Annotated in this window: 23 protein-coding genes; 9 read left to right on the top strand and 14 right to left on the bottom strand. The window is 64.0% G+C overall.

Going from position 1 to position 25,928, the window contains the following annotated elements:
• The first annotated feature begins 179 nt into the window (after nucleotides 1-179).
• The 3 genes from thrS to BM173_RS02075 are packed head-to-tail and all read left to right on the top strand — an operon-like array spanning nucleotide 180 to nucleotide 3,695.
• On the top strand, nucleotides 180-2,198 hold the full coding sequence (thrS, locus tag BM173_RS02085; RefSeq protein WP_090476864.1) for a threonine--tRNA ligase: 2,019 nt from the start codon (nucleotides 180-182) through the stop codon (nucleotides 2,196-2,198).
• 9 nt (nucleotides 2,199-2,207) lie between these two features.
• Entirely contained in the window at nucleotides 2,208-2,954 is a 747-nt protein-coding gene (locus BM173_RS02080; RefSeq protein ID WP_090476862.1) for a sulfite exporter TauE/SafE family protein, read from the top strand.
• Nucleotides 2,955-3,695 (top strand): sulfite exporter TauE/SafE family protein, encoded by a 741-nt coding sequence (locus BM173_RS02075; protein ID WP_090476861.1) that lies wholly within the window; start codon nucleotides 2,955-2,957, stop codon nucleotides 3,693-3,695.
• On the opposite strand, the gene BM173_RS14830 is transcribed toward BM173_RS02075, so the two are convergent.
• From BM173_RS14830 to BM173_RS02030, 10 genes are all read right to left on the bottom strand, one after another.
• Nucleotides 3,684-3,812: a hypothetical protein gene (locus BM173_RS14830; RefSeq protein ID WP_263617854.1), complete on the bottom strand. Its 129-nt coding sequence runs from the start codon at nucleotides 3,810-3,812 to the stop codon at nucleotides 3,684-3,686. The genes BM173_RS02075 and BM173_RS14830 overlap by 12 nt on opposite strands.
• 34 nt (nucleotides 3,813-3,846) lie before the next feature.
• A complete protein-coding gene (locus BM173_RS02070) occupies nucleotides 3,847-4,851 on the bottom strand; it encodes an agmatine deiminase family protein (protein ID WP_090476859.1) in 1,005 nt (334 codons plus the stop codon).
• An 87-nt stretch (nucleotides 4,852-4,938) separates the two neighbouring features.
• Nucleotides 4,939-6,669 carry a flotillin family protein gene (locus BM173_RS02065; RefSeq protein WP_425438794.1) on the bottom strand — a complete coding sequence of 577 codons (1,731 nt, stop codon included), beginning with the start codon at nucleotides 6,667-6,669 and terminating at the stop codon, nucleotides 4,939-4,941.
• A gap of 39 nt (nucleotides 6,670-6,708) precedes the next feature.
• On the bottom strand, nucleotides 6,709-7,347 hold the full coding sequence (locus BM173_RS02060) for a YqiJ family protein (RefSeq protein WP_090476855.1): 639 nt from the start codon (nucleotides 7,345-7,347) through the stop codon (nucleotides 6,709-6,711).
• Between the two features lie 474 nt (nucleotides 7,348-7,821).
• The gene (locus tag BM173_RS02055; RefSeq protein ID WP_090476853.1) at nucleotides 7,822-9,120 is read right to left on the bottom strand and encodes a cytochrome P450; all 1,299 of its coding nucleotides are present in this window, start codon (nucleotides 9,118-9,120) and stop codon (nucleotides 7,822-7,824) included.
• Entirely contained in the window at nucleotides 9,120-10,667 is a 1,548-nt protein-coding gene (locus BM173_RS02050) for an acyl-CoA synthetase (protein ID WP_090476851.1), read from the bottom strand. Before BM173_RS02050 ends, BM173_RS02055 begins: the two co-directional genes overlap by 1 nt.
• 160 nt (nucleotides 10,668-10,827) lie before the next feature.
• Nucleotides 10,828-11,517, bottom strand: a complete 690-nt coding sequence (locus BM173_RS02045) for a M23 family metallopeptidase (protein WP_245755728.1) — start codon at nucleotides 11,515-11,517, stop codon at nucleotides 10,828-10,830.
• A 141-nt stretch (nucleotides 11,518-11,658) separates the two neighbouring features.
• Nucleotides 11,659-12,459 carry a ferritin-like domain-containing protein gene (locus BM173_RS02040; protein ID WP_090476849.1) on the bottom strand — a complete coding sequence of 267 codons (801 nt, stop codon included), beginning with the start codon at nucleotides 12,457-12,459 and terminating at the stop codon, nucleotides 11,659-11,661.
• Nucleotides 12,456-12,926, bottom strand: a complete 471-nt coding sequence (locus BM173_RS02035; protein WP_090476847.1) for a peroxiredoxin — start codon at nucleotides 12,924-12,926, stop codon at nucleotides 12,456-12,458. Before BM173_RS02035 ends, BM173_RS02040 begins: the two co-directional genes overlap by 4 nt.
• A complete protein-coding gene (locus BM173_RS02030) occupies nucleotides 12,923-15,607 on the bottom strand; it encodes a bifunctional [glutamine synthetase] adenylyltransferase/[glutamine synthetase]-adenylyl-L-tyrosine phosphorylase (protein ID WP_090476844.1) in 2,685 nt (894 codons plus the stop codon). The genes BM173_RS02035 and BM173_RS02030 overlap by 4 nt, the downstream gene beginning before the upstream one ends.
• A gap of 101 nt (nucleotides 15,608-15,708) precedes the next feature.
• Here BM173_RS02030 and BM173_RS02025 point away from each other — a divergent pair, with 101 nt between their 5' ends.
• Nucleotides 15,709-17,397, top strand: a complete 1,689-nt coding sequence (locus BM173_RS02025; protein WP_090476843.1) for a M28 family metallopeptidase — start codon at nucleotides 15,709-15,711, stop codon at nucleotides 17,395-17,397.
• 76 nt (nucleotides 17,398-17,473) lie between these two features.
• On the opposite strand, the gene galU is transcribed toward BM173_RS02025, so the two are convergent.
• The gene (gene galU, locus BM173_RS02020; RefSeq protein ID WP_090476840.1) at nucleotides 17,474-18,352 is read right to left on the bottom strand and encodes a UTP--glucose-1-phosphate uridylyltransferase GalU; all 879 of its coding nucleotides are present in this window, start codon (nucleotides 18,350-18,352) and stop codon (nucleotides 17,474-17,476) included.
• Between the two features lie 125 nt (nucleotides 18,353-18,477).
• Between galU and murA the strand changes: the two genes are divergently transcribed.
• Together murA and BM173_RS02010 are read left to right on the top strand one after the other, a co-directional pair.
• Nucleotides 18,478-19,761: a UDP-N-acetylglucosamine 1-carboxyvinyltransferase gene (murA, locus tag BM173_RS02015; RefSeq protein WP_090476838.1), complete on the top strand. Its 1,284-nt coding sequence runs from the start codon at nucleotides 18,478-18,480 to the stop codon at nucleotides 19,759-19,761.
• A 71-nt stretch (nucleotides 19,762-19,832) separates the two neighbouring features.
• Entirely contained in the window at nucleotides 19,833-20,060 is a 228-nt protein-coding gene (locus BM173_RS02010) for a hypothetical protein (protein WP_177201775.1), read from the top strand.
• On the opposite strand, the gene BM173_RS02005 is transcribed toward BM173_RS02010, so the two are convergent.
• The 3 genes from BM173_RS02005 to BM173_RS01995 all read right to left on the bottom strand — a co-directional run bounded on the left by BM173_RS02005 (nucleotide 20,061) and on the right by BM173_RS01995 (nucleotide 22,160).
• Nucleotides 20,061-20,354 (bottom strand): ribbon-helix-helix domain-containing protein, encoded by a 294-nt coding sequence (locus tag BM173_RS02005; RefSeq protein ID WP_090476834.1) that lies wholly within the window; start codon nucleotides 20,352-20,354, stop codon nucleotides 20,061-20,063. It lies immediately after the preceding gene.
• A 155-nt stretch (nucleotides 20,355-20,509) separates the two neighbouring features.
• The gene (gene phbB, locus BM173_RS02000; protein WP_090476832.1) at nucleotides 20,510-21,235 is read right to left on the bottom strand and encodes an acetoacetyl-CoA reductase; all 726 of its coding nucleotides are present in this window, start codon (nucleotides 21,233-21,235) and stop codon (nucleotides 20,510-20,512) included.
• A gap of 130 nt (nucleotides 21,236-21,365) precedes the next feature.
• Nucleotides 21,366-22,160 carry a hypothetical protein gene (locus BM173_RS01995; RefSeq protein WP_245755727.1) on the bottom strand — a complete coding sequence of 265 codons (795 nt, stop codon included), beginning with the start codon at nucleotides 22,158-22,160 and terminating at the stop codon, nucleotides 21,366-21,368.
• A 273-nt stretch (nucleotides 22,161-22,433) separates the two neighbouring features.
• On the opposite strand from BM173_RS01995, the gene BM173_RS01990 reads away from it, so the two are divergent.
• The 3 genes from BM173_RS01990 to lptE are packed head-to-tail and all read left to right on the top strand — an operon-like array spanning nucleotide 22,434 to nucleotide 25,928.
• The gene (locus BM173_RS01990) at nucleotides 22,434-22,883 is read left to right on the top strand and encodes a DUF3576 domain-containing protein (protein ID WP_090476828.1); all 450 of its coding nucleotides are present in this window, start codon (nucleotides 22,434-22,436) and stop codon (nucleotides 22,881-22,883) included.
• A 46-nt stretch (nucleotides 22,884-22,929) separates the two neighbouring features.
• Nucleotides 22,930-25,443, top strand: a complete 2,514-nt coding sequence (leuS, locus tag BM173_RS01985; RefSeq protein WP_090476825.1) for a leucine--tRNA ligase — start codon at nucleotides 22,930-22,932, stop codon at nucleotides 25,441-25,443.
• Nucleotides 25,443-25,928 (top strand): LPS assembly lipoprotein LptE, encoded by a 486-nt coding sequence (gene lptE / locus BM173_RS01980; protein ID WP_090476824.1) that lies wholly within the window; start codon nucleotides 25,443-25,445, stop codon nucleotides 25,926-25,928. Before leuS ends, lptE begins: the two co-directional genes overlap by 1 nt.

Genomic DNA, 25,928 nt, shown 5'->3' with positions numbered 1-25,928 from the left:
GGGGGCGGGTGCGCGCGTCCTGACGTAGCGCTCCGCCGCCCGGTTTCGGGCGGTCGGCGTTTCCTCCCGAAATCGAATTTCTCACAAACGCCGCTTCAAGCGCGCGCCTAGCTGTGCCATGGGCCTCGACATACCGAGGCCGGTCACGGGAGGCCGCGCCAGGATAACGGACGGATAGAATGACGGAACTGCTCAAGATCAGCCTGCCCGATGGTTCGGTGCGCGAGATGGAACCCGGCAGCACGCCTGCCGATGTCGCCGCCGCGATCGGTCCGGGCCTTGCCAAGGCCGCCATCGCCGCGCGCGTCGATGGCGAGCTGCGCGATATCAACCGCCCCTTCGAAGGCGATGCGGAACTGGCGCTGGTCACGAGCCGCGACGAGGAAGACGCGCTGGAACTGGCGCGCCACGATTTCGCGCACGTCCTTGCAGAAGCGGTGCAGTCGCTCTTCCCCGGTACGCAGATCACCTTCGGTCCGGCGACGGACGATGGCTTCTATTACGATGTGAAGGCGCCCGATACGCGCGAGCCGTTCTCGATGGACGACCTCCCCGCGATCGAGGAGGAAATGCGCCGCATCATCAAGGCCGACAAGCCGCTCAAGCGCGAAGTGTGGAGCCGCCAGCAGCTGATCGACAAGTGGGAAGCGGAAGGCGAAGTCTTCAAGGCCGAATGGGCCAAGGAACTTCCCGAAAACGAGGAACTGACGGTCTACTGGTCGGGAGAAGACTGGCTCGACATGTGCCGCGGACCGCACCTTGCCTCGACCGGCAAGCTCGATCCGCAGGCGTTCAAGCTGACGCGCGTTGCCGGTGCCTATTGGCGCGGCGACCAGAACAATCCGCAGCTCACGCGCATCTACGGCACGGGCTGGCTCAACAAGAAGCAGCTCAACGCCCACCTCACGCGGCTGGAAGAAGCCGCCAAGCGCGACCACCGCAAGCTGGGCCGCGAGATGGACCTGTTCCACCTGCAGGAAGAGGCGCACGGCAGCGTCTTCTGGCACCCCAACGGCTACATGATCTGGCGTGAGCTCGAAGCGTACATGCGCCGCAAGATGGACGGTGCGGGCTACCAGGAAATCAAGACGCCGCAGCTGATGGACGTGCGCCAGTGGGAGCAGTCCGGACACTGGGGCAAATATGCCGAGAACATGTTTGCCGTGCCCGACATGGTGCCCGAAGTGGACGAGCTGGGTGATGGTCCGGCGAACCCCTCGGTCGCGCCCGATGCCGACTGGATGGCGATCAAGCCGATGAACTGCCCGGCCCATGTGCTGGTCTTCAAGCAGGGCATCACGTCCTATCGCGAACTGCCCATCCGCCTTGGCGAAATGGGCTGCTGCCACCGCAACGAACCGCATGGCGCGCTGCATGGCCTCATGCGCGTGCGCCAGTTCACGCAGGACGATGCGCATATCTTCTGCACCGAGGACCAGGTGGTCGAGGAAGTGCGTGCCTTCTGCAAGCTGGCCGACAGCGTCTATCGCGACTTCGGTTTCACCTATCACGTCAAGCTCGCCCTGCGCCCGGAAAAGCGCTTCGGTAGCGAAGCGGACTGGGACAAGGCCGAGCAGGAATTGCGCGACGCCGTGGCCGAAGCGGGCATGGCGAACGAGGAATACGGCTGGGAAGAGCTCCCCGGCGAAGGCGCTTTCTATGCGCCCAAGCTCGAATGGCACCTTACCGACGCCATCGGCCGCACCTGGCAGGTCGGCACGATCCAGGGCGACCGCGTGCTGCCCGAGCGCCTCGATGCAAGCTTCATCGGCGAAGATGGCGAGAAACACCGCCCGGTCATGCTGCACCGCGCGATCTTCGGTTCGTACGAGCGTTTCATCGGCATTCTGATCGAACACTTCGCCGGACGACTGCCCGTCTGGCTCGCCCCAACGCAGGCGGTGGTTGCGACGATCGTCTCGGACGCCGATGGCTATGCCAAGGAAGCCGTCGCCAAGCTCAAGGCGGCGGGCATCCGCGTCGACAGCGACCTTCGTAACGAGAAGATCAATTACAAGGTCCGCGAACACTCGGTCGCCAAGGTCCCCCACCTCCTGGTGGTGGGCATGCGCGAGGCGGAAGAAGGCATGGTCGCTGTCCGCACGCTCGGCCAGCAGCACCAGAAGGTGATGCCGCTCGAAGAAGCGATTGCGATGCTCAAGGCCGAAGCCACGCCGCCGGACCTGCGCGAAGGCTAAGCGCGCGCGATGGACCTGTTCGGCGGCTATTCTGCGGTAGCGATCGCCGCCGCGCTGGTGACTGCATTCGGCTCGGCTTTCGTGCGCGGGCTGACCGGGTTCGGAATGGCGATCCTCATCGTACCGGTGCTGGCGCTTGCGCTGTCGCCGGTCGATGCCGTGCTGCTGACCAATTTTCTTTCGGTCTTCATCGGTCTGACGGAGATTCGCCGCCTGCTGCGCGGTGCGGAAAAGTCGGCATGGGTCATAATCGCGCTTGTCGCGCTGACCACGCCGGTGGGGCTGTACCTGCTCAGCGTGACCACGCCTGCCCTGGCGCGCGTCGTCATCGCCTTCATCGCACTTTCCGCCTTCATCGCCATCCTGCTGCCACGTCGCGGTGCGCTGGAGCATCATCCGGCGACCACCGGCGGGGTAGGCATATTGAGCGGCCTGATGACGGGATATGCCGGCATGCCCGGACCGCCGGTCGTCCCCTATTATGTCGGGCGCGACATTCCGCGCGAGACCGCCAAGGCATCGATGCTGCTGATCTTCACCTGCGCATCGAGCACGGGCCTGATCAGCGGGGCGGCCATCGGCGTGCTCGACTGGTCGCTGCTCCTGTTCGCCGTGCTGCTGTTCCCGGCCGTGCTGGCGGGCAACTGGCTGGGCAACAAGGCGTCGGGCAGGATCGAGGATCGGACCTGGCGCATCTGCGTCGGTCTCGTGCTCGGCGGAGCGGCTCTTGCAGCCTTGTGGAAGGCATTCTCCTAGATGCTCGGCCTGTCCCTCGAAGCGATCGGCATTGCCCTGGTAACCGCGCTGGCGGCGGGTTTCGTGCGCGGGCTTGCCGGGTTCGGACTGTCGGTCGTGATCGTGCCCGTCCTCGCGCTGACCATCGCTCCGCGTGAAGCGGTACTAGTGGGCAATATCTCGCTATTCCTGATCGGCCTGACCGACATCGGGCGCATCCGGCGCGAAGCCGACCGTTCGGCCATTCCGATCACACTGCTGGCGCTGGCCTTCATGCCGCTTGGCCTGTGGGCGCTCGTCACGCTGAGCGCGGATTGGGCGCGGCTCCTGATCGCTCTCGTGTCGCTTGGCGCATTCGTGCTGGTGGTGGTGCCGCTCGGCAAGATCGCCATGCCGCGCAAGCCTGCCATGGGGCTGTCGGGCTTTTTCACGGGCTTTTTCGGAGGGTTCGCGGGAATGCCGGGGCCGGGCATGGCGCCGTTCTACCTGCGCGGCCGCCTGCCCCCGCGCGAGGCGCGCGCATCCATGATGGCGATTTTCCTGGTGCTGACGCCGCTATCATCTGCCTTGTTCATCGCGCTCGGCGTCGGCGGGATGCGCGAGGTCCTGCTTGCCCTGCTGCTCTTTCCGGCGGTGCTGGTCGGCGATCTCATGGGCCACGCGGCGTTCGGGCGCGTGACGCCGCGGCAATGGCAGGTGAGCGTCGCCCTCGTGCTGGGCGGCGCGGCAGCCGGTGCGGTCTGGAAACTGTTAGAAGGGTAGCGCCGGTCCGGCGAGGACCAGGGCGAAGCCGCATCCGCTCACGATAAGCGCGCGCGCAGCCTCTGCCAGCGGGAATGCCGGGACGTGGGTGCGTGCGAGAGCGATAGCCTTTGCCATGCCGCCATTCTCGCGGCCAAACCCTAACGAAGCGTTAAGGCTTCCATCCGGCAGAGGGCATTTGCTGGCTGGCGCAGTGAAAGCCGCCGCCGCCTGCTAGCACGGCATCGCCCGGCAGGCCGATAGTCGCGCGATCCGGGAACAGCGCGCCGATCGCCGCCACGCCCTCCTCGTCGTACGAGCTGTCGAAGGTGGGCACCACGACGAGGTGGCTGGTAATGGCGAAATTCACGTAGCTCGCCGGCTCGACATGGTCGCCGCTGGTCACGAGGCCGGGCGAGGGGATTTCGACCACCGAAACGCCAGCCGCTTCCGCCCGGCGGCGCGCATCGGCATATATCTCCGCATTGGGATCTGCGCTGCCCGTGGCGCGCGGGATGACGAGCGTGTTGGCCGCAACGAAGCGGGCGAGATTGTCGACATGGCCGTCCGTGTGATCGTTGATCAACCCGTCGCCGAGCCACAGCACGCCGGTAAAGCCGAGATCGCGTTCGAGACGCTGCTCGATCTCGTCGCGCGAGAGCTGCGGATTGCGATTGGGGTTGAGCAGGCATTGCTCGGTCGTCGCGACGAGGCCGGTCCCGTCGCCATCCACCGCGCCGCCTTCGAGGATCCAGTCCGCCGTCTGCAGCGGCAGGCCCTCGTCCGCGGCCAGCTGCGCGCCGACGGTCTGGTCGCCGTCCATCAGGTACTTCCCGCCCCAGCCGTTGAAGCCGAAGCGGCGGGCCGCACGCTCGCCATCGCGGTTCGAGACAACCAGCGGCCCGGTGTCGCGCAGCCAGACATCGCCGTAGTGACGTCGCTCCAGCGTGACGTTCGCGCCGACCAGCTGCCGTGCGCGCGCCTCGTTCGCGTCGTCGCGCACCAGCAGGCGGACTTCCTGCCCGCAATCGGCCACGGCATTGGCGAAGGCCGCGATCTGCTCCTGCGCCCTTGGCAGGACTTCGGGCCATTCCTGCGGGTCGTGCGGAAAGCCGATCCACAGCCAGTCCTGCGGGGCCCATTCGGGCGGCATCATCCATTCGGGCGTTGTGCTCATGCGCGGCGGTTAGGACGAGGTGATCGTCCCGCGCAATAAAAAAGGGGACGCCGAAGCGCCCCCTTTCCCGTCAGGTCGCAGAGCGGATCAGGCGTCGGCCTTGGGGCTTTCGTCGCTGTCCTTGCTCTTGCCTGCGTCCTTGCCGTTGGCGGGAAGCGCCTTGGGGGCGTCTTCCTTCTTCGGCTCGGGCGCGTCTTCCACTTCGAAGCCTCCGGTCTGCTCGGCCGGGCCCTTTACCAGGCTGTTGAGGCTGGAGCCGTCGAGGCCCAGTTCCTTCATCAGCCCGTCAAGCACCGGAGCCTGGGCACGGTAGGCAAGTGCTGCGCTGACCGCATCGGTCGCGAGGTTGCCCGATCCGCCGCTGACACCGGCTGCACCGCCCGACGACTTGCCGCCGCCATTGGTAAGCCCGTCGACCTGGACGATCTTGATGCTCTCGATCGCTTCCATCGGCTTGGCGCTTTCCTTGACCAGTTCGGGCAGGACCTTGAGCAGGGCCATCTTGGTTTGCAGGCTGATCTGGTCGGACGACAGGATGTTCGCCGCTTCGTTGATCGCCTTCTGACCGGCTGCCTCGACTTCGAAGCGCACACGGGCAGCTTCTGCCCGCAGCTTCTCGGCCTCGGCCTCACCCTGCGCTTCGAGGCGCAAAGCTTCGGCGCGGTTGGTCGCAGCGTCCTTCTCTGCCTCGGCTTCGACGCGGACCTGGATGGCTTCGCGCTCGGCCTGCTTCGAGGCTTCGATCAGCTCGATCTTCTTCTGCCTTTCGGCGATCTCGCTTTCACGGCTGGTGGCAACCTGCTCTTCGGCAGCGACTGCCTTGGCGCGGGCCTCATCGGCCTCCGCCTTGGCCTGGCTTTCCTCGCGGCTCTTGTTCTGGACCGCGATCTGCTGCTCCTGCCGGGCGATTTCGAGCGCGCGCTGCTGGTCGATCCGCGCCTCTTCGACAAGGCGGTCGGCCTCGATCTGCTGCGCGTCGACCTGCTTCTTCGCTTCGATCCGGGCAGCATCGGCCTCGCGGCTGCGCTCTGCCTGTTCGCGGGCGATTTCCGAGGACTGCGCGGCGCGGCGGATTTCCACCTCGCGCTCTTGCTGGAGGCGGGCGTATTCCTTGTCGCGCCCGATTTCGAAGCTGCGTGCATCGGCCTCGAGGTTCTTCGTTTCCATCTGCACGCGCGTGTCCTGCTCGATGTCGTTGCGCAGTTTCTTGCGCGCCTCGATCTGCTCGGTCAGCTTGGTCAGACCTTCGGCGTCGAAAGCGTTGTTGGCGTTGAAGTGCTCGATGCTCGTCTGGTCGAGACCGGTCAGCGAGACCGATTCCAGCTCCAGGCCGTTCATGGCGAGGTCGTTCGACGACACCTGCTGCACCTTCTGGACGAAGTCGGCACGCTGCTCGTGCAGCTCGTTCATCGTCATGCCGGCTGCGACGGAGCGCAGTGCGTCGACGAACTTGCCTTCGACGAGGTCCTTCAGCATTTCCGGCTGCATCGTGCGCTGGCCGAGCGTCTGCGCGGCCATGGCGATCGCATCGGCATCGGGCTTCACGCGGACGTAGAATTCCGCTTTCACGTCGATCCGCAGGCGGTCGAGCGTGATCAGCGCCTCGCCATCGCGGCGAATGACCGAAAGCACCAGCGTGTTCATGTTGACCGGCATGGTTTCATGGAAGACCGGCAGTACCAGTGCGCCCCCGTTCATGACGACCTTTTCGCCGCCGACACCGGTCCGCACGAAGGCGATTTCCTTCGAGGCACGGCGATACATTTTCAGCAGGAAAGTGATGATGATGATGCCGAGTAGGGTGGCACCCCCGACCATTACCAGCGAGGTTCCAAATAGACTGTCCATTGCTTCTCCTTATTGTTGATTTGTTGGCGACAGGCGACGCTCGGCGAGCGCGGTCGCATAGAATTGATTGCCCTCGCGGCGCACGAGGAGGACCTCGTCACCTGCGTGGAGTTCGGATGATGCCTCGTGCGGCTCGACCATCACGTAATGCGACTGGCCGTGCACGTCCTTGACCCGGGCACGCGCAGGCGAAGCCTGGCGGGCGACGCCGTCTGTGATCCGGGCGCGGCGACCGACAAGGCTGTCCGTGCTCACCGCGGTAGTGTGATCCTTGGGCATGATCCGGCCCAAAGGCCGTGCGAAGATGCCCGTGACCGGCAGTGCGGCAGCGCCGGCGATCAGCGCGGCGAGCCAGCTGTAGAGCGGACCGCCGGTAAGGCTGGCGGCAAGCTCCTGGATCGAAAGGCCTATCCCTGCGAACAGGAAGAGGAACAGTGCCAGCCAGATCGTCAGCGGTATGCGCCCGATGCCGAGCAGCGTGAGCAGCCCGTCGAGCATTCCCGCATCCGGCATCCCGTCGGCATCCACCTCCATGTCCACGTCGGCATCGCCGAAATCGGCAACCCCGATCAACTGGACGATCGCGAGGATGAGCATGATGACGAGCGCGGCCGCAAACGGCATGTTGTGCGGCTCTAGCAATGTCATAGATTCCCCCCTTTCTTATGCGCAGGAAGTCCCGCCTCCGGCCTCAGCCGAAAGTGGATCCCCCTACTGTTGTATCCATGTCATTCATCTAGCAGAAATGTGCGGTGAACCGTAGAAATATGCGATGAACCGAGTTCGATTTTCCCCACAATTGCGCGGGTTTGACTTGGTTTTGCGGACTTTCGACTTCGGCCGGGCAAATGTTATGGTGACCAAGTCTTGGGGCAGGCGAAGAAAGACCGGTCCCGGCCGACAGGTGCTGCTCCTGCATCCGGCCAGGGGCATCGCAAGCGGCAATTTCCTACATGGCGATCGGCGGCTATGTGGACATCATTCCCGTTGCTCGCCGAAGGACAAAATGCAGCGAAAGTGTCACCCGGCGGGTTGGGCCGTAAAAATCTTGTAGTAAAAGAACAAATGTCCTTTCGCCGCGGGCGACACACTGTCGCCTTCGTCACCCGTCGGCATTACGTCTCAGGCAGCGGCGATCCGGAGCGGCAAGGTCTTGAGCCCGCCGACGAAGGTCGACTTCGCGCGCTTCGGTTCTCCGGCCAGTTCCACGCTCTCGACCCGGTCGAGCAGGGTTTCGAACAGGATGCGCATCTCCAGCCGTGCGAGGTGGAGGCCGAGGCATTGGTGCGCCCCGGCCCCGAAAGCGAGGTGCCGGCTGGGGCTGCGGCTGGCATCGAACTTGCGCGGGTTTCCGAACTGGGCCGGATCGTGATTGGCGGCGACGTAATTGATCATCAGCCAGTCGCCCTTGGCGATGTGCTGGCCGCCAAGCTCGGTGTCCTCGGCCGCCGTGCGCATGAAATGCTGCACCGGGCTGGTCCAGCGGATCGCTTCTTCCACGATACCGGGCAGCAGCGAGCGGTCGGCTTTCACCTTGTCCCATTGCTCCGGGTCCTGCGCCAAGGCGAGCATGGCACCTGCCGTGCTGGCGCTGGTCGTGTCGTGGCCGGCGGCAGCGACGATGATGTAATAGCCCATCATGTCGCGGTCGTTGAGCGGTTCTCCGTCGACCGTGGCATTGGCAATGGTGCTGGCGACATCGTCGGTCGGATTGGCGCGCTTTTCGGCGGTCAGGCCTGCGAAATAGGCTTCGAAATCCTTCACCGCACCTGCGACCAGCTGGGTGATGGCTTCGGGCGGCAGGTCCTTCATGCCGGACTGGTTGAGGTCTTCGTCCTGTCCGCCGAACATTTGCTGCGTGAGCATCAGCATGCGCGGCTCGTCTTCCTCGGGCACGCCGAGGATCTGCATGACCACGTGAAGCGGATAGGGCTGCGAAACGAGCTTGCAAAAGTCCGCTTCCGGCCCGGCTTCGATCAGACGGTCGACCGTCTTTTGCGCCAGCTCGCGGATCTCGTCCTCCAGCGTGCGCAGGTTCTTGGGCATGAACCATTCCTGCGTGAGCTTGCGGTATTTCATGTGGATCGGCGCGTCGAAGGTGACGAGGCTGGCGACCATATGCGGGCTGCCGCCGGTCAGGTTCTTGGCGAACTCGATTCCTTCGGTCAGGCTGAAGACGACCGTCTGCGGATTGTTGAGGAAGGTCGCATTGTCCTTCGAGACGCGCATCACGTCGTCATAGCGGCTGACCAGCCAGAACGGCGGGTGGCGGCCCTCGGGATCCTCGACCCAGGCCACCGGGCTTTCGTCCCGTAGGCGATCGAAGGTGTCGAGCAGCGGGTCCCATCCGGCGTAGCTTTCCGGAGAGATGACCTCGTAGGCGGTTGGCGGATCGAGGCGGGGTTTCGCTGCGCTCGCCATCACGCCTGCTCCGCTTCTATCTCCGCCTTCTTCGCGTACTCGTCGCGCAATTCGCGCTTGTAGAGCTTGCCGTTCGCCTCGCGCGGCAATTGCTCGCGGAAGTCGAACAGCTTGGGCATCTTGATCTTGGCTAGCTGCGGGGCGAGAAAATCGCGCAGTTCGGCTTCCAGCGTTTCGCCAGCCTCGCCCATGTCGATTGGCTGGACAACGGCAACGACCTTCTCGCCGAAATCGGGGCAGGGCGCACCGATCACGGCGGCGTCCATGACCTTGTCATGCGTGACGAGCAGGTTCTCGATCTCTTGCGGGTAGATGTTGACGCCGCCGGAAATGATCATGTGGCTCTTGCGGTCGGTCAGGAAGAGGAATCCGTCCTCGTCCACATGGCCGATATCGCCCAATGTCATCCACCCCTTCGGATGCATGGCGTCGGCGGTCTTTTCCGGATCGTTGTGATAGGTCGGAATGTTCTCGTTTTCGAAATAGAGCAGGCCGTCGGTCCCTGCGGGCACTTCCTCGCCATCGGGACCGCAGACATGCAGCTGCCCGTGGATCGGCTTGCCGACCGTGCCGGGGTGCGTGAGCCAGTCCTCGCTCTTCACCAGCGTCATGCCGATGCCTTCCGATCCGGCGTAATATTCGATGACGATGGGGCCCCACCACTCGATCATTTCGCGCTTCACCGGAACGGGGCACGGGGCCGCCGCATGGATCGCGCGGACATGGGTGGAGAGGTCGTAGCGCGTGCGCACTTCGGGATCGAGCTTGAGCATGCGCACGAAATGGGTCGGCACCCACTGGCTGTCGGTCACGCGGTATTTCTCGATCGCTTCAAGAGCGGTCTCGGGGTCGAACTTTTCCATGACCACGATAGTCGCGCCGAGGCGATGCGCTGTGGTGCACCAGCCAAGCGGTGCCGCGTGATAGAGCGGGGCGGGCGAAAGATAGATCATGCTACCATCCGCCGGCCAGCCGACGCCCATCACGGCAAGGCCGACGAGCGGGTTCACCGCGAGGATATCGTCATCGGCGGGCGGCGCGGGGCGGATACCCTTGGGCCTGCCGGTCGTGCCGCTGGAATAGAGCATGTACTGGCCCGGAGCCTCGTCCGCGATCGGTTCGGCGGGATATTTCGCCAGCGCAGCCGCAAGATTTTCCTCGCCCTCCCCGTCCTTGGCGAGGATTTCCATGTCCGGACAGTCGGCACGGATATCATCCATTACCTCGTCGAAGTAGCGCGAGGTGACCAGCAGCTTCGCGCCTGCGTCCTTCAGGATGTAGCAGATTTCCGGTGCGGTGAGGCGTGTCGAGATCGGCACCATCATGGTGCCTGCGCGCTGCGAACCCCAGACCAGCTGCAGGTAATCGATGGTGTTTTCCATCAGTATCGCGACGTGGTCGCCGCGTTTCAGGCCGTGCGCGCGTAGCAATTGGGCGAAGCGGTTGGCGTAGGCGTCCATCTCCCCATAGGTGACCGTCTCGCCGGTGCCCGCCATGATGATCGCGGGATGGTCGGGGCGCGCCTGCGCATGGGTGATGGGGTGCATAGGGTCCTCTCTCTCACTGCCGTCGGTCCTGTTGGCGGACTCGTCCGGTTGCTCAAAGAAACCTACCTACCTGTTGCGTTCGGGCAAGAAAAAAGGCGCCGGATCGCTCCGACGCCTAATTCCGCTGACCCGAAGGGCTCGTGGCCTTTCGAATAAAAACTCAGTCTTCATCGCCGCCGCCCTGGCCGCCTTCACCGATCGCAAGGGCGAAAGCGCGCTGTGCGGACGATTCGACCATATAGGGAACCGGGTTGACCGCTTCGCCGTCGATGCGGACTTCATAGTGAAGGTGCGGGCCGGTGGAGCGGCCGGTCGAGCCGACATAGCCGAGCAGGTCGCCCTTCTTGACGCGGGCACCATCGGACACGGCGATCCGGGACATATGCGCATAACGCGTCTGGATGCGGGCGCCGTGTTCGATGCTGACGAACTTGCCGTAGCTGGAGAAGCGCTCCGCCTTGGAGACGACGCCGTCGGCCGTTGCGTAGATCGGCGTGCCGGTCGGTGCGGCGAGATCGACGCCCTTGTGGCCCATGCGGCGGCGCAGAACCGGGTGGGTGCGCATGCCATAGTCGCTCGTCAGCTTGGCGTCTTCGAGCGGCATACGCGAAGGGATGGCAACCTGCGGACCCGCCGTGATGAGCGAAGCCTGGTTGGGTGCTTCCCAGCGTGCGAAGAGTTCGGTGAACTGCTCGTCCGCTTCGCCGGCACTGTCGGAGGTAACCTTCGACACGTCGATGGCACCGACCGCAGCTGCCGCTGCGTTGGTTTCCGCGTGCGCCGGAGCGGCTGCGATGCTCATGCCTGCGGCAAGCATCGTCACGGCAATCGTGCTGCGCTTGGAAATCATTGCTAACCCGTCCTGTCGATACCTTTTCGGTATCGTGTCCTTGCGATCCTCAGGCGTCCCATGCCTTTCGGACCGTGTTTCTTCAAAACCGCCGGAACCCCCCGGCATCTCGTGAGTATGGGTTATGGCTGCAAAGGTTAATCAAGCAATAGCTGCGTAGAAGTCGCGCGATAAACCGGCTGCCGCACGCGCCGAGTCGTTGAATGGCGGCTTCAGCCCCCCTGAAAAATGCATTTCGACCAATTTTTGCCATGATTCCGGCGGCTTTTCGTCGCGCGTAATGCACAGCTCACGAAAGTGCTTGGCCCCGAAAGCGACGTGGCGAATCTCGTCGTCAAGGATTCGTTCGAGGATTCGCGCCCCGTTTTCGTCTCCCTGAGACCGTACGCGCTCCAGCATGGCCGGCGTGACGTCGAGGCCGCGCGCCTCGAGCACCATGGGAACGATCGCCAGTCGTGCAGTGACGTCATGCGCTGTATCCTGCGCGGCGCCCCACAGCCCGTCATGCGCCGGCAGCGCGCCATAATGCGACCCCATGGTCGCGAGCTTGCGCTCGATCAGGGCGAAATGCATCGCTTCGTCTGCGGCCACGGACAGGAAATCGCCGACGAACTGCTCGCCCATCGATTCGCCGAACCGCCCGGCCATATCGAGCGCCAGGTCGATCGCGACGAATTCGATGTGGGCCAAAGAGTGCCACAGGGCGATCCGACCCGTCAGAGATCCCCCGCGCGAGCGCCGCGGCATCTTGCCCGGTGCCAGCAGTTCCAGCTCTTCCGGCCAGGCCGGTCGGTCGGGCATCGGGCAGTCGAAATCGAACGCCAGTCGTCCCAGCCGCCAATCGCGGGCGACTTGCCGGGCGGCGAAGACCTTGGCGGACTTATCGCCCGTGAGGAGGGCGTCCCTGATGGCGCCCGATACGCTGCGGCGTCGTGACGTCACGCGGAGCGTGCTGCTTCGAGTACCTCGTCGGCGTGCCCCTTGACCCTGACCTTCGGCCAGACCCGCAGGATCTTACCATCTTCGCCGATGAGGAAGGTCGAGCGGATCATGCCCATATAGGTGCGCCCGTAATTCTTCTTTTCGCCCCATACGCCGAGCCTATCCGAAAGGCCGTCTTCTTCCGCGTCGGTAGCGAGTTCGACCGTCAGGTCGTGCTTGGCGATGAAGTTCTGGTGCTTCTTCGCGCTATCCTTGCTGACGCCAAGCAGGCGCACCCCGGCCTTCTCGAACTCCGGCTTCAGGGCGCTGAAATCCTTCGCTTCGGTCGTGCAGCCCGGCGTGTTGTCCTTGGGATAGAAGAAGATCACGGCCTTCTTGCCGGCGAGGTCGCCCTTGGTGACCGTGCCACCGTCGGGGGTCTCCATTTCGAAGTCAGGAAAGGCATCGCCCTGTTCAAAGCTCGTCATCGTTCGATCTCCAATTGCTCTTCCAGCAAGCGGTTCCATTGCTCTGCCACCTGTTCGCGCGCCTCATCGAGCGCGGTTCTCAGGTGGCGGAATTTCTCGACCCGGCACAGGCGCGACAGGATCGCCTTTTGCGGCTTTTCCGGGATCGCCAGGTCGGGTGCGAGCAGCCGCGTACCCACCAGCAGTCGCGTCATCAAGTCGTGGGCCTGACCCAGCGAAGAGGGAATGAGTTCGCGCGCGGCAAGCTGGGCGATCGCATCGTCCAGCCGCGGCGTCAGTGCCTCGCCTTCGCGCAATTGCAGGTAGTGTACGAGGAATTCGAGATCGACGAGCCCGCCGCGCAGCAGCTTGATGTCGAGCGGACCGCGCGCGGGTTTGTGCGTCGCCATGTCGCTGCGCATCGTCCTGACGTCGTCGACCAGCGCCTCTGTGGAGCGCTTGCAGCACAAGACTTCGCGCAAGGCCTCGTCGACCTGGCGTCGTGCCTCACCGCTTCCCGTCAGCGCGCGCGCGCGGGTGAGGGCCATGTGTTCCCACGTCCAGGCGTCTTCCTTCTGGTACCTGAGAAAGCTTTCCAGACTGACGGCAAGCGGTCCCTGTGCGCCTTGGGGGCGGAGCCGGGTGTCGACCTCGTAGAGCGCGCCTTCGGCAGTCGGCACGGACAGCGCCGCGCTCACCCGCTGCGCGAGCCGGTTATAATAGAGCGTCGCGCCGAGCGGGCGCTCGCCATCGGATTCGCCTTCGTGGCTGCCGGTGAAGAGATAGACAACGTCGAGGTCAGAGGCGTGCGTCAGCATTCCGCCGCCAAGCCTGCCAAGCCCCAGCACCACCAGCTCGCTGTCAGCGATCCTGCCGTGGCGTTCTGCGAACTCCGCTTCTGCGGCTTCCTGCGCAACCTCGATCGCGGCTTCGGCCACGCGCGACAGGGCGGCAGCGATATCGAGTGGGTCGTGCGCCGTTTCGATCACCTGCACGCCGAGAGCGAAGCGTGCTTCCCCGGTGACGATGCGAATGCGGTCGAGCCTGTCTTCGTAAGTGTCGCCCCGTTCGCCGCGCCGCATCTCTGCAGCCAGATCACCACGCTCGCCCGGCAAATCGAGTGCGGTCCGGTCGATCAGAGCGTCGACGAGTTCGGGGCGCAGGGCGATCGCGTCCGCCAGTGGCGGGGCCAGTGTCAGGCAATCGGCTAGCAACTGGAACAGGCCGGGCCGCGCCTCCAGCAGTCGGAAAAGGTTGATCGCGCTCGACAGCTTGGAAAGCAGGCTCTCCCAGCGCGCGGCGGCGCGTTCCGGTTCCTTCGCCGATGCGAGGGAATCGAGAAGAGGCGCGCGTATCGCTTCGAAGGCCGACAGGGCCGCGGTGCTGCGCAGGGGCGGATAACGGCCGTCGGTCCAGCTTGCGACACGTTCAACCATGTCCGCGTCGAGTTCCTTCCGGGCAGGTGCGGCCTCCACATGCGGGCTGTCGACTGGCACGGAGACCTCGTCTTCGGCGAGCAATGCATCGTAGCGCTGCGCAACAGGAGCGGTCAGCGACGTGATATGCTTGATCCAGGCGGTGCCATCGGAAAAACCGTCGAGCCGGGCGACATTGTCGAGTGCGTCGCCTTCGGGGAGAGTGTGCGTCTGGCGGTCTCCCACCATCTGCAGGCGGTGTTCGATCTGCCGCAATCCGTCGTAAGCAGCGCCAAGCGAAGCGGCGTCCTCTTTGTCGATATGTCCGGCATCGGCCAGTGCGTCGAGGGCGGCGCGCGTGCGCTTGTCACGCAGATCCGGATTGCGCCCGCCATGAATGAGCTGGTGCGTCTGGGCGAAGAACTCGATCTCGCGAATGCCTCCCCGACCGAGCTTCACGTTGTAGCCCGGCGCAGGAGCGGTGAGTCCGGTCTGCTGCTCCCTGATCCTGCGGGTCAGCTGCCGCACCGCGTCGATCGCACCGAAATCGAGGCTGCGGCGCCAGACGAAGGGACGGATCTGGTCAAGGAATTTCTCGCCTGCCGCAATATCGCCCGCACAGGAGCGTGCGCGAATGAAAGCGGCGCGCTCCCACGCCAAGGCAGAGCTTTCGTAATGCGTAATCGCGGCATCGAGGGGGATCGCCAGCGGGCTCACCTCGGATGCCGGGCGCAGGCGCAGATCGACCCGGAAAACATATCCTTCGCTGGTTACGTCAGACAGCGTGCGCACCATCTCGCGGGCATAGCGCTGCGCCGCTTCTCCCGGCTCGTCCCGCTCGCGCCGTGCCAGCCTTTCGGGATCGTAGAGCAGGATCGGATCGATATCGGAGCTGTAGTTCAACTCACCCGAACCGTGCTTGCCCAATGCCAGCGCGATCATGCCATCGCTGGGCGCGCCTTCGACCCGGCGCGCGATCGCTGCCTCGATAGCCCGGTGCATTGCGCGGTCGGCAAACAGCGAAAGCTCGCGCATGACCTTGTCGAGATCGAAAGCTCCGGCGAGGTCACCTATCGCGAGTGCCGTGGCGAGTGCACGCTTCTCGCGCCGCAGGGCGAGGCCGACATCATCGACACCTGCCGCGATCCGCTTTGCTTCTTCGAGAGCCGCCTCGCCATCGCCCTGCGCCAGCAGGTCCGCAATCTCCGGATATAGCTCCAGCCCGCGCGCCAGGTAAGGGGCGTGAGCCCGCGCTCTTTGCAGCGCGTCGGTCCAGTCGGCGGTCATTGCGCGCGGTCTGCCTCCCTTGGCCGTCCGGTGCAAGCTTGCCCTCTTTGCCCGGTGCTGCAACAAGCGCGCCACGCAAACCAACAAGAGGGTGCATTACCATGATCCGCACAAGCCTGACCGCAGCAGGTGCGCTGCTCCTGGCGGCCTGTACCGCCGGCAGCGATGAAGGGGCGAGAGCAGGGCTCGATATCCCGGATATCGCAGCAACCGACATTTCCGAGCAGACGATGAAGGACATTACCGAGCAGCTGTCCTCCGACGAATTCGAAGGCCGCATGCCCGGCACGATCGGGGAGGAAAAGACCGTCGCCCTGCTGACCGAACGGTTCGCTGCGGCCGGGCTGGAGCCCGGCAACAACGGCTCGTGGGTGCAGGAAGCGCCGCTTGTAGAAATTACCGGCAAGGACTTTGCGCCGCTGACGATTTCCGGCGAAGGCACCGATATCGCGCTCGAATATGGCAGTGACTGGGTCGGAGTGACCTATCGCGAAGATGCGCAGACCACGCTCGAAGCCAGCGAGCTGGTCTTCGTGGGCTATGGCGTCAACGCGCCCGAGCGTGGCTGGAACGATTACGAAGGCGTCGACATGACCGGCAAGACCGCCGTGATCCTCGTTAACGATCCCGATTTCGGTACCGAAAGCCTGGAAGGTCCCTTCAACGGCAAGGCCATGACCTATTACGGCCGCTGGACCTATAAATATGAAGAAGCTGCCCGCCAGGGCGCTGCCGGAGCGATCATCATCCACGATACGGAGCCTGCTTCGTATGGTTGGAACGTGGTCGAAAGCAGCTGGTCGGGGCCGCAGGCCTATGCCCAGCGCGGCGAGAATGCGCCTGCGCTCACCGTCATGAACGGCTGGGTCCAGAACGAGGCGGGTCGCCAGATCCTCGAAGCTGCCGGACAGGATGCCGACAAGCTGTTTGCCGCTGCCAAGAAGGAAGGCTTCAAGACAGTGCCGCTGGGCCTCGAAGCATCGACCAGCTTTTCGAACGACATCCGCACTTTCGAATCGCAGAACGTGATCGGTATCCTTCCCGGGACGGAAGCGCCGGACGAATACGTCATCCACACCGCGCACTGGGACCACCTGGGCCGGTGTACCGCAGCGCCCGACGGTGACGACATCTGCAATGGCGCGGTCGACAATGCCACCGGCACGGCGGCCCTGGTCGCTCTGGCCGAAGCGCACGCCAAGGTCGGGCCTGCGCGCCGCACGCTGGTGTTCCTCGCCGTTACGGCCGAGGAATCGGGGCTTCTGGGCGCCGATTATTACGCGGCCAACCCGGTCTTCCCGCTCGACCAGACGGTCGGCGGCATCAACATGGATGCTTTCCTGATTGCCGGACCGAGCAAGGACGTGACGGTGGTCGGGCCGGGCAAATCGCAGCTCGACCAATTCCTCGAAGCGGCTCTTGAAGCCGATGGCCGGGTTTCGACGCCCAACCCCAATCCGGAAGCGGGCTATTACTACCGGTCCGACCACTTCGCCTTCGCCAAGCGCGGCGTGCCCATGCTCTATGTCGATGGCGGTGAGGACCTTGTCGACGGCGGCACGGAAGCGGGCGCGGGAGTGGCGCTCGACTATCGCGAGAACCGTTACCACGGCCCCAAGGACGAATACGATCCGAACTGGGACTGGTCCGGCGTGATGGCCGATCTCCAGCTCTTCTACCGCCTTGGCCGTATGCTCGGCATGAGCACGAGCTGGCCCAACTGGAACGAGGGCGACGAGTTCAAGGCCACGCGTGATGAAACCTGCACGGCGGCTGAAACCGGCTGCTGATAAAGGTTGTTTCAAACAGGAAGGGCCGGCCTGCCACAGCGGCGGACCGGCCCTTTCCTTTTGAAATGGGCGCTTTCTATTTCGCGAGCAGGCGCTCGGCGATGGCGCGGACTTCGCTTCCCATGTCGTCGCGTTCAAGCGCGAGCGCGAGGGTCGCTTCGACGAAACCGGTCTTGCTTCCGCAATCGTAGCGGTTGCCGGCGAAGGTCACGGCATGGAACGGCTGGTTGCCGATCATGCGCGCCATGGCATCGGTCAGCTGGATTTCGCCGCCCGCACCCTTGCCCTGCGTTTCGAGCGTCCGCATCACCTCGGGCTGGAGGATATAGCGTCCGGAGATAATCTTGTTCGACGGCGCTTCTGCAACCGGCGGCTTTTCGACCAGTCCCGTCACCTCGGTCAGCGCATCGGAGATTTCCGCGCCAGGAGCGATGACGCCATAGCTCGACACCTCGTCCTGCGGGACTTCGAGCACCGAGATCAGGTTTCCGCCGACCTCGTTATAGGCTTCGACCATCTGCTTCATGCAGCCCGGCTCGCCGACCATGAGTTCGTCTGGCAGCAGGATCGCAAAGGGATCATTGCCGACGATTGCACGCGCGCACCAGATCGCGTGACCCAGTCCCAGCGGCACCTGCTGGCGCACGGTGATGATGTCGCCCGGCGTCGCTCGCGTCGGATCGAGCACGCTCATGTCCTTGCCGCGCTCTTCCATCGTGCTTTCGAGCTCGTATGCGACGTCGAAATGCTCGACGATCGCGGTCTTGCCGCGGCCGGTTACGAAGATGATCTGCTCGATCCCGGCCTCGCGGGCCTCGTCCACCGCATATTGGATCAGCGGCCGGTCGACGATGGGAAGCAGTTCCTTCGGAATCGCCTTGGTGGCGGGCAGGAATCTTGTGCCGAGTCCCGCAACGGGGAAGACGGCCTTCTTGATCGGTTTGTGCTGGGTCATGCGGCCGGGGTTAGGTCGGCGACCGGAACAGGTCAATCGCTGGACGGTTGAGCGAGCAGGAACCGGGGGAGGCACCAAGCGCATGGCGCTTGCCACAGCCCCGGAGAGGATTAAGGCAGGGGGCCATGGACAAACTTATCATTCGCGGCGGCAATCGCCTTTCGGGGACCATTCCCATTTCCGGCGCCAAGAACGCGGCGCTTACGCTGATACCGTGCGCGCTGCTCACCGAAGAGGCGGTGACGCTGCGGAACCTCCCGCGTCTCGCCGATATCGACGGTTTCCAGCACCTCATGACCCAGTTCGGTGTCAGTCACACGATCCCCGGCAAGCGGCCCGAGGAGTTCGGCCGCAATGTCACGCTCGAAGCCATGCGGATCACCAGCTCGGTCGCGCCTTACGATCTCGTTCGCAAGATGCGCGCGTCGATCCTCGTTCTCGGTCCGCTGCTTGCCCGAACCGGCGAAGCCACGGTGTCGCTCCCTGGCGGCTGCGCGATCGGTAACCGCCCGATCGATCTCCACCTCAAGGCCCTCGAGGCTTTCGGCGCGCAGATCGAATTGGCGCAAGGGTATGTGAAGGCAGTCGCTCCGGACGGCGGGCTGCCGGGTGGCGAGTTCGATTTTCCCGTCGTGTCCGTGGGCGCCACGGAAAATGCCTTGATGACGGCGGTGCTGTGCAATGGCACCAGCAAGCTGATCAATGCCGCGCGCGAGCCGGAAATCGTCGACCTGTGCAACCTGCTCACCGCCATGGGCGCCGAAATCGAAGGTATCGGCAGTTCCGAACTGACCATCCACGGAGTGAAGAAGCTGCACGGCGCGACCTATCGCGTGATGCCCGACCGGATCGAGGCGGGGTCTTACGCCTGCGCTGCGGCGATCACCGGTGGCGAGGTGTTTCTCGAAGGCGCAGATGCCGATGACATGGCGTCGACGATCCATGCCTTGCGCAACATCGGTGTCGAGATCGAGACCGACAAGAAGGGCGTGCGGGTCGCCGCGAACCAGCCGCTCAAGGCGCACAATCTCACGACTGCGCCATTCCCCGGCCTCGCGACCGACATGCAGGCGCAGTTGATGAGCCTGCTGTGCAAGGCAGAGGGCACCAGCGTGCTCAAGGAAACGATCTTCGAGAACCGCTTCATGCACGTTCCCGAGCTCATCCGCATGGGCGCCGATATCGAGACCACGGGGCGTACTGCAATCGTTCGCGGTCCGGTAGAGCTGACCGGCGCCGAAGTGATGGCCACGGACCTTCGCGCTTCGATGAGCCTGGTGATCGCGGGCCTGGCCGCGAAAGGCGAGACAACGGTGCGGCGCCTCTACCACCTCGACCGCGGTTACGAACGCCTGGAGGAAAAGCTTCAGCTGGTCGGCGCGGATATCGAACGGGTCGGCGACGATTGAGGAGGGGGTTGCGGACCTTTCGTCGCTTTCAGCCGTTGATCGGATGAAATCATTTTCGAAAGGGAAGCATTATGATCCTCAAGCTCGCAGCACTCGGTGCACTCGGCTATGCCGGGTACAAATACTACGAGAAGAACCAACGCGACAGCAACGGCGTCGCATTTGCGGACGGTCAGCCGGAAGGCGCCTTCCGCAATGCCGGCTCGGAAGCGACTGCTACGAAGGGCGATACGATGAGTTCGACCGACGAAGCGCTCGACGAAACCTATCCGGCTAGCGACGCGACCGCGAAATACTGATCAGTCCTGCTGATCGTTACCAGGGGCGGCGGACCACGGTCCGTCGCCCTTTTGCGTGCGCTCGGTCATTTCGTGAGTTGCGAGCCACACGCGGATAGCTCCGGCGAGGCCCGGCGGCGTGTCGCTCCTGATGCGTTCGGCATCGATACCTGCCACCAGCGTGTTGACGGCCAGGCCGCGTCTCGCGGCTGCACGGCGCAGCAGGTCCCAGAATACAGGCTCCAGGCTCACCGAAGTGCGATGCCCTTCGATGCGGACCGAGTATTTCTTCGGCGGATGGTAAGGGGTCGTCATGCACCTGACCTAAACTGCTTCGCGCCGGCGCGCATCATCAATTGATATGCCGGACCGGCTCGAGAATGAGCGTCGCCTACCTGAACAAGGTAAGCCGCCGCGTCATTTCAGGCATGCGTAATTGGGAAAACCTCGTCAGAGGTTGCGATTCCTTGTCAGTACATGTGCTGGCCGCCATTGATGCTCATGGTCGAGCCGGTGACGAACTCGGCATGTTCGGAGCACAGGAAGCTTACGCCGCGGGCGATTTCGCTGGCCTTTCCGAGGCGGCCTACCGGGATCTTGGCAACGATCTTTTCGAGCACAGGTTCAGGCACGGCTGCGACCATGTCGGTATCGATATAGCCCGGGGCAATCGCATTGACCGTGATGCCGAAGCGCGCGCCTTCCTGGGCGAGTGCCTTGGTGAAGCCGTGGATCCCGCTCTTGGCGGCGGCGTAGTTTACCTGGCCATATTGTCCGGCCTGTCCATTGATGGAACCGATGTTGACGATCCGGCCCCAGCCGCGCTCTTTCATGCCGGGAAAGGCGGCCTTCGCCATGTTGAAGCAGCCGCCCAGATTGGTGCGCATCACGGCGTCCCAGTCGTCATAGCTCATCTTCAGGAGCGTGCCGTCGCGCGTGATACCGGCGTTGTTGACGACGATGTCGATGGTGCCGTGCTCTTCCGCTACTTTTTCGCAGGCTTCCTGCACGGCGTCGAAATCGCCGACGTCGAATTTCACTGTGGGAATGCCGGTTTCTTCGGTGAACTTACGGGCCGCCTCGTCATTGCCGGCGTAATTGGCAATGACCGTACAATCACGTTCGTCGCGCAGTCTTTCGCAAATAGCCCGACCGATTCCGCGCGTGCCGCCGGTTACGATTGCAACTCGTCCCATAGTGATTCTCCCAAGCATTCCGTAGCGTTTTGCCTATTACTAGGCATGGATACATTACGGCGCAAAGGCAATCAGACCTTCGGGGAAGGCCGACAATCGTATTCGTTGGAAAATGGAAGTGTTCGTCCGCCTAGAAGCGGATCTGCGTGCCGACGTAGACGGCCTGATCGTCTTCCACCCCATTGGTAAGCGGAGCGAGACGATCGCGTTCCTGCTTGAGGCGAACCCCGGCGGTCACGTCGAGGTTGCGGCTCAGACTATAGGAGCCGCCGAGGTCGACCTGCTGCGAACCGGCACCTTCGATAGTGAGCGGCGAGGAACCGGCACGGCCTTTCTGACCGATCTCGATCCGCGACTGGAAGCGGCTGGGCTCGTCGCGTTCGCCGTCACGGTAAGACGACAGGTCGGGCATCGCGATATCGCGAATACCCGTCGGTACGGCTGCTGCCGAACGGGTCGGCTGCGCAAAGCTCTGGTAACCGCGTGCGACGCCGAGGTTGTAGCGGGTCGGCGTAACCGGCAGCACGCTTTCGATCGGGTTGGCGCTGGCGATTTTGTCACCCGGTGCACGACCGGAAATGGATGCCGCGATATCCTTGTCCACCCGGACCGCGAAATTCACGGTACGCTGGCTCGACAGGCGGGGCTTGGTGGCCGGGGTGAACCGCAGCGCGTCTTCACCGATCACTGCAGCAACGCGAGCTGCCAGTTCCGGATCGACACCTGCAGGCGTGAACGGCAGGAATTCCATCGTTTCGGGCGCGGCTTCGGGTGCGCTCGATACGACGGCGAGGCCGGCGCCCGGAATGGCGAGTGCGCAAACGGCAGCCGCCAGCACGACCGGCGCGAGCCGATCCTTGCCTTTGCTGTTCCGTTGCGTGCCCATCAGGCCGAATGTCCTCTCCATTGCGGGTGTGCCAGTCATTAAAGACGAGGCCCGCTTAACTGTTCCCGAACGCGATATCGCCAAACTGCGACTCGGCCCGGACCAAAGAGACTACGCCTCGCATATGGCCAAGGCCAGCTTTTCCACAAGGGCGTCCCGACATGATGACGGAGTGTTGCATAGCCTCCACAAATACCATTCAATTCAGACGGTATTCACGCGCCTGCGACGTCTATGCGGCCAAGCTGGCGCTTGCCCGAGCGCGAGCAGGCACTATAGAGCCGGATAACACTTTTGACCCAAGGATCGTTCATGACTTTCACCCGCTCCATCCGTCGTACTGCTGCCATTGCCGGCCTTGCGGTCGCCACACTGGCGCTGGGCGCTTGCAGCAAGGGTGAACGTCCCCGCGCCGACCTCGCCGCTGCGCAGGTCTCGACCATCGGCGTGAACTCCTATCTCTGGCGCGCATCGCTCGAAGCGGTCAGCTTTGCCCCGCTGCTCCAGGCCGACAGCAGCGGCGGCGTGATCGTCACCGACTGGTATGCGAATCCCAACAATCCGGGCGAGCGGGTCAAGATGACCGTGACCATCCTAGACCGCGACTTGCGTGCCGATGCCCTGCGCGTTGCCGCCAGCCGCCAGGTCGCCCAGTCGGGTGGCTGGGTCGATGCCCCGGTCCAGGCCGCCACGGTCCAGAAGCTGGAAGACATCATCCTGACCAAGGCGCGCGAATTGCGCCGCCAGGCAATCGCCAACTGATTCTGACGGGTTCCATTTGCGCCCGAATTGCCTAAGGGCTTCGGGCATGAGCGATACCCGTTTCAATCCTTCGTCCGCCGACCCGCGCTGGCAAGCAGCGTGGGAAGACGCGCAGACCTTCCGCGCGGATAGCAATTCCGACAAGCCCAAGAGCTACGTGCTCGAGATGTTCCCCTATCCCAGCGGGCGCATCCACATCGGCCACGTGCGCAATTACACGATGGGCGACGTGCTGGCGCGCTACAAGAAGGCGACCGGGCACGAAGTCCTCCACCCGATGGGCTGGGACGCCTTCGGTATGCCGGCGGAAAACGCCGCGATGGAGAAGGGCGTCCATCCGGGCGGGTGGACCCGCGACAATATCGAACACATGAAGGCGCAGCTGAAGCGCCTCGGCTTCGCGCTCGACTGGAGCCGCGAGCTGGCGACCTGCGAGCCCGATTATTACGGCCACGAACAGGCGCTCTTCATCGACCTGTACGAAGCGGGCCTCGTCTATCGCAAGGAAAGCGAAGTCAACTGGGACCCGGTCGACATGACCGTGCTTGCCAACGAGCAGGTCATCGACGGCAAGGGCTGGCGCTCGGGCGCGGAGGTCGAGAAGCGCAAGCTGAACCAGTGGTTCCTCAAGATCACCGACTTCGCCGAGGAACTGCTGGAGGGGCTGGGCAGCCTCGAGAACTGGCCCGACAAGGTCCGGCTGATGCAGGAAAACTGGATCGGCAAGTCGAAGGGCCTCGAATTTAGCTTCGAGCTTTCGAACGGCGAGAAGCTGCCGGTCTACACGACGCGTCCCGACACGATCTTCGGCGCAAGCTTCGTTGCGGTTGCCGCCGATCATCCGGTCGCGCAGGCTATCGACAGTGACGAGGCGCGCGCCTTCATCGCCGAATGCAAGAAGGGCGGCACCACCGCTGCCGAACTCGAAACCGCCGAGAAGCTCGGTTTCGATACCGGCATCACGGCGAAGCACCCGTTCACCGGCGCGGACCTGCCGGTCTACATCGCGAACTTCGTGCTGATGGATTACGGTACCGGCGCCATCATGGCAGTGCCGGGCCACGACCAGCGCGACTTCGAATTCGCCACCAAATACGGCCTGCCGATCCCGCGCGTCGTGGCGTCGAGCGTCGAAGAGGCGGGCAAGGGTTTCGACGGCGAGGCCGAAGCTGGCGACGGCGTGATCGTCAATTCGGACTTCCTCGACGGCATGGATGTGGAGACAGCCAAGCGCGAAATCATCCGCCGCATCGAAGAACAGGGCCGGGGCCAGGGCAAGACCGTCTGGCGCCTGCGCGACTGGGGCGTTTCGCGCCAGCGCTACTGGGGCACCCCCATTCCCTTCATCCACTGCGAAGACTGCGGCGTGGTCCCCGCTCCCAAGGACAGCCTGCCGATCACGCTGCCGGAGGACGTCGATTTCCAGACGCCCGGCAATCCGCTGTTGCGCCACGCGACGTGGAAGCATGTCGATTGCCCCAAGTGCGGCGGCAAGGCGGAGCGGGAGACCGACACGCTCGACACTTTCGTCGATAGCTCCTGGTATTTCCTGCGCTTCGCGAGCCAGCCCAACGACCGGCCCTTCGACCCCGAGGAAGTATCCAAGTGGCTGCCTGTCGAACAGTATATCGGCGGCATCGAACATGCGATCCTGCACCTTCTCTACGCCCGCTTTTGGACCCGCGCGCTCGCCCACATGGGCCAGATCGAAGTGAAGGAGCCCTTCGCCTCGCTCTTTACGCAAGGCATGGTCACGCACGAGACCTACAGCCGCAAGACCGGCGGCAAGACGGTCTATTACGCGCCCGACGAGATCAGCCGCGAAGCCGAGCGTGCGCTCCTCCTGGAGGATGGCGGCGAGGTCGAGATCGGCCGCGTCATCAAGATGTCGAAGTCGAAGAAGAACGTCGTCGACCCCGACACGATCATCGACACTTACGGTGCCGATGCAGTGCGCTGGTTCATGCTGTCCGACAGCCCGCCCGAACGCGACCTGCCGTGGTCCGAAGCGGGCATCGAGGGCTGCAGCCGTTTCGTTCACCGGTTGTGGCGCCTGTTCGCGGCCTATGACGCAGGTGCCGAAGGCGAGGACAAGGCGCTCGCCCGCAAGACGCACCAGACCATTGCCGCCGTCGCCGAAGACATCGAGGCGCTTGGCTTCAACAAGGCCGTCGCCCGCATTTACGAGCTGACAGGGGCGGTTGAGAAAGCTGCTCCCTCGGCAAGTCGCAGCCACGCGATCCGCACCCTCGTGCAGCTGGTCGCGCCGATGATGCCGCACTTGGCGGAAGAGGCATGGGCCGGTCTCGGCGAGAGCGGGATGGTGGCCGACGCTGCGTGGCCCGCAGTCGATCCGGCATTGCTGGTGGAAGACGAGGTGACCATCGCCGTCCAGCATAAGGGCAAGCTGCGCGATACGCTTACCGCGCCCAAGGGTGCCTCGAAGGAAGACCTCGAAGCGATGGCGCTGGCATCCGAAAAGGTCCAGCGCTCGCTCGACGGTGCAGAAGTGCGCAAGGTCATTGTCGTGCCCGACAGATTGGTGAATATCGTTACGTGATGCGTTTCGTCTTCAGCCTTCTCGCCTGTTTCGCGCTCGCGGCCTGCAACCTGTCGCCCATGTATGCCGGCGGTGGCAGCGGGGCGGTCGCACAGGGACTGGCAGCCGTGGACGTTCCGCCGATCGCAGGACGGGCCGGATGGCTGGTGCGCGGTGAGTTGAACGACCGTCTCGGCGCGGCGGGCAATTCAGCACCGCAATATCGTCTCGACGTTCGTCTCGACGACAATCTCGAAGCGCTCGGCATTCTGGCCGACGACACGGTCAGCCGGGAACGGCGGACTTTGCGTGCCCGCTACCAGCTGGTGGATGCGTCGACCGGCGAAATCCTGCTCGATGCCACGGAAGGCGCCGATGCAGGGATCGATGTCGTGTCCAGCGAATACGCCACCATCGCGGCGGAGCAGACGGCGCTGGAAAACCTCGCCCGTGAAATCGCGGACAGGATCGTGACCCGCGTGGCGCTGACGCTGCGCGAGCAGTGA

Source organism: Qipengyuania nanhaisediminis (assembly GCF_900115585.1).
In the GTDB taxonomy this organism is placed as follows: Bacteria; Pseudomonadota; Alphaproteobacteria; order Sphingomonadales; family Sphingomonadaceae; genus Qipengyuania; species Qipengyuania nanhaisediminis.
The sequence above is the reverse complement of the archived record's forward strand: the minus strand, read 5'-3'. Positions and strand labels throughout refer to the sequence as shown.

Excerpts from the sequence above, each read along its gene's own strand:
- thrS (WP_090476864.1), top strand. The coding sequence starts at position 180 with ATGACGGAACTGCTCAAGATCAGCCTGCCCGATGGTTCGGTGCGCGAG.
- BM173_RS02080 (WP_090476862.1), top strand. The coding sequence starts at position 2,208 with ATGGACCTGTTCGGCGGCTATTCTGCGGTAGCGATCGCCGCCGCGCTG.
- BM173_RS02075 (WP_090476861.1), top strand. The coding sequence starts at position 2,955 with ATGCTCGGCCTGTCCCTCGAAGCGATCGGCATTGCCCTGGTAACCGCG.
- BM173_RS14830 (WP_263617854.1), bottom strand. The coding sequence starts at position 3,812 with ATGGCAAAGGCTATCGCTCTCGCACGCACCCACGTCCCGGCATTCCCG.
- BM173_RS02070 (WP_090476859.1), bottom strand. The coding sequence starts at position 4,851 with ATGAGCACAACGCCCGAATGGATGATGCCGCCCGAATGGGCCCCGCAG.
- BM173_RS02065 (WP_425438794.1), bottom strand. The coding sequence starts at position 6,669 with ATGGTCGGGGGTGCCACCCTACTCGGCATCATCATCATCACTTTCCTG.
- BM173_RS02060 (WP_090476855.1), bottom strand. The coding sequence starts at position 7,347 with ATGACATTGCTAGAGCCGCACAACATGCCGTTTGCGGCCGCGCTCGTC.
- BM173_RS02055 (WP_090476853.1), bottom strand. The coding sequence starts at position 9,120 with ATGGCGAGCGCAGCGAAACCCCGCCTCGATCCGCCAACCGCCTACGAG.
- BM173_RS02050 (WP_090476851.1), bottom strand. The coding sequence starts at position 10,667 with ATGCACCCCATCACCCATGCGCAGGCGCGCCCCGACCATCCCGCGATC.
- BM173_RS02045 (WP_245755728.1), bottom strand. The coding sequence starts at position 11,517 with ATGATTTCCAAGCGCAGCACGATTGCCGTGACGATGCTTGCCGCAGGC.
- BM173_RS02035 (WP_090476847.1), bottom strand. The coding sequence starts at position 12,926 with ATGACGAGCTTTGAACAGGGCGATGCCTTTCCTGACTTCGAAATGGAG.
- BM173_RS02030 (WP_090476844.1), bottom strand. The coding sequence starts at position 15,607 with ATGACCGCCGACTGGACCGACGCGCTGCAAAGAGCGCGGGCTCACGCC.
- BM173_RS02025 (WP_090476843.1), top strand. The coding sequence starts at position 15,709 with ATGATCCGCACAAGCCTGACCGCAGCAGGTGCGCTGCTCCTGGCGGCC.
- galU (WP_090476840.1), bottom strand. The coding sequence starts at position 18,352 with ATGACCCAGCACAAACCGATCAAGAAGGCCGTCTTCCCCGTTGCGGGA.
- murA (WP_090476838.1), top strand. The coding sequence starts at position 18,478 with ATGGACAAACTTATCATTCGCGGCGGCAATCGCCTTTCGGGGACCATT.
- BM173_RS02010 (WP_177201775.1), top strand. The coding sequence starts at position 19,833 with ATGATCCTCAAGCTCGCAGCACTCGGTGCACTCGGCTATGCCGGGTAC.
- BM173_RS02005 (WP_090476834.1), bottom strand. The coding sequence starts at position 20,354 with ATGACGACCCCTTACCATCCGCCGAAGAAATACTCGGTCCGCATCGAA.
- phbB (WP_090476832.1), bottom strand. The coding sequence starts at position 21,235 with ATGGGACGAGTTGCAATCGTAACCGGCGGCACGCGCGGAATCGGTCGG.
- BM173_RS01995 (WP_245755727.1), bottom strand. The coding sequence starts at position 22,160 with ATGACTGGCACACCCGCAATGGAGAGGACATTCGGCCTGATGGGCACG.
- BM173_RS01990 (WP_090476828.1), top strand. The coding sequence starts at position 22,434 with ATGACTTTCACCCGCTCCATCCGTCGTACTGCTGCCATTGCCGGCCTT.
- leuS (WP_090476825.1), top strand. The coding sequence starts at position 22,930 with ATGAGCGATACCCGTTTCAATCCTTCGTCCGCCGACCCGCGCTGGCAA.
- lptE (WP_090476824.1), top strand. The coding sequence starts at position 25,443 with ATGCGTTTCGTCTTCAGCCTTCTCGCCTGTTTCGCGCTCGCGGCCTGC.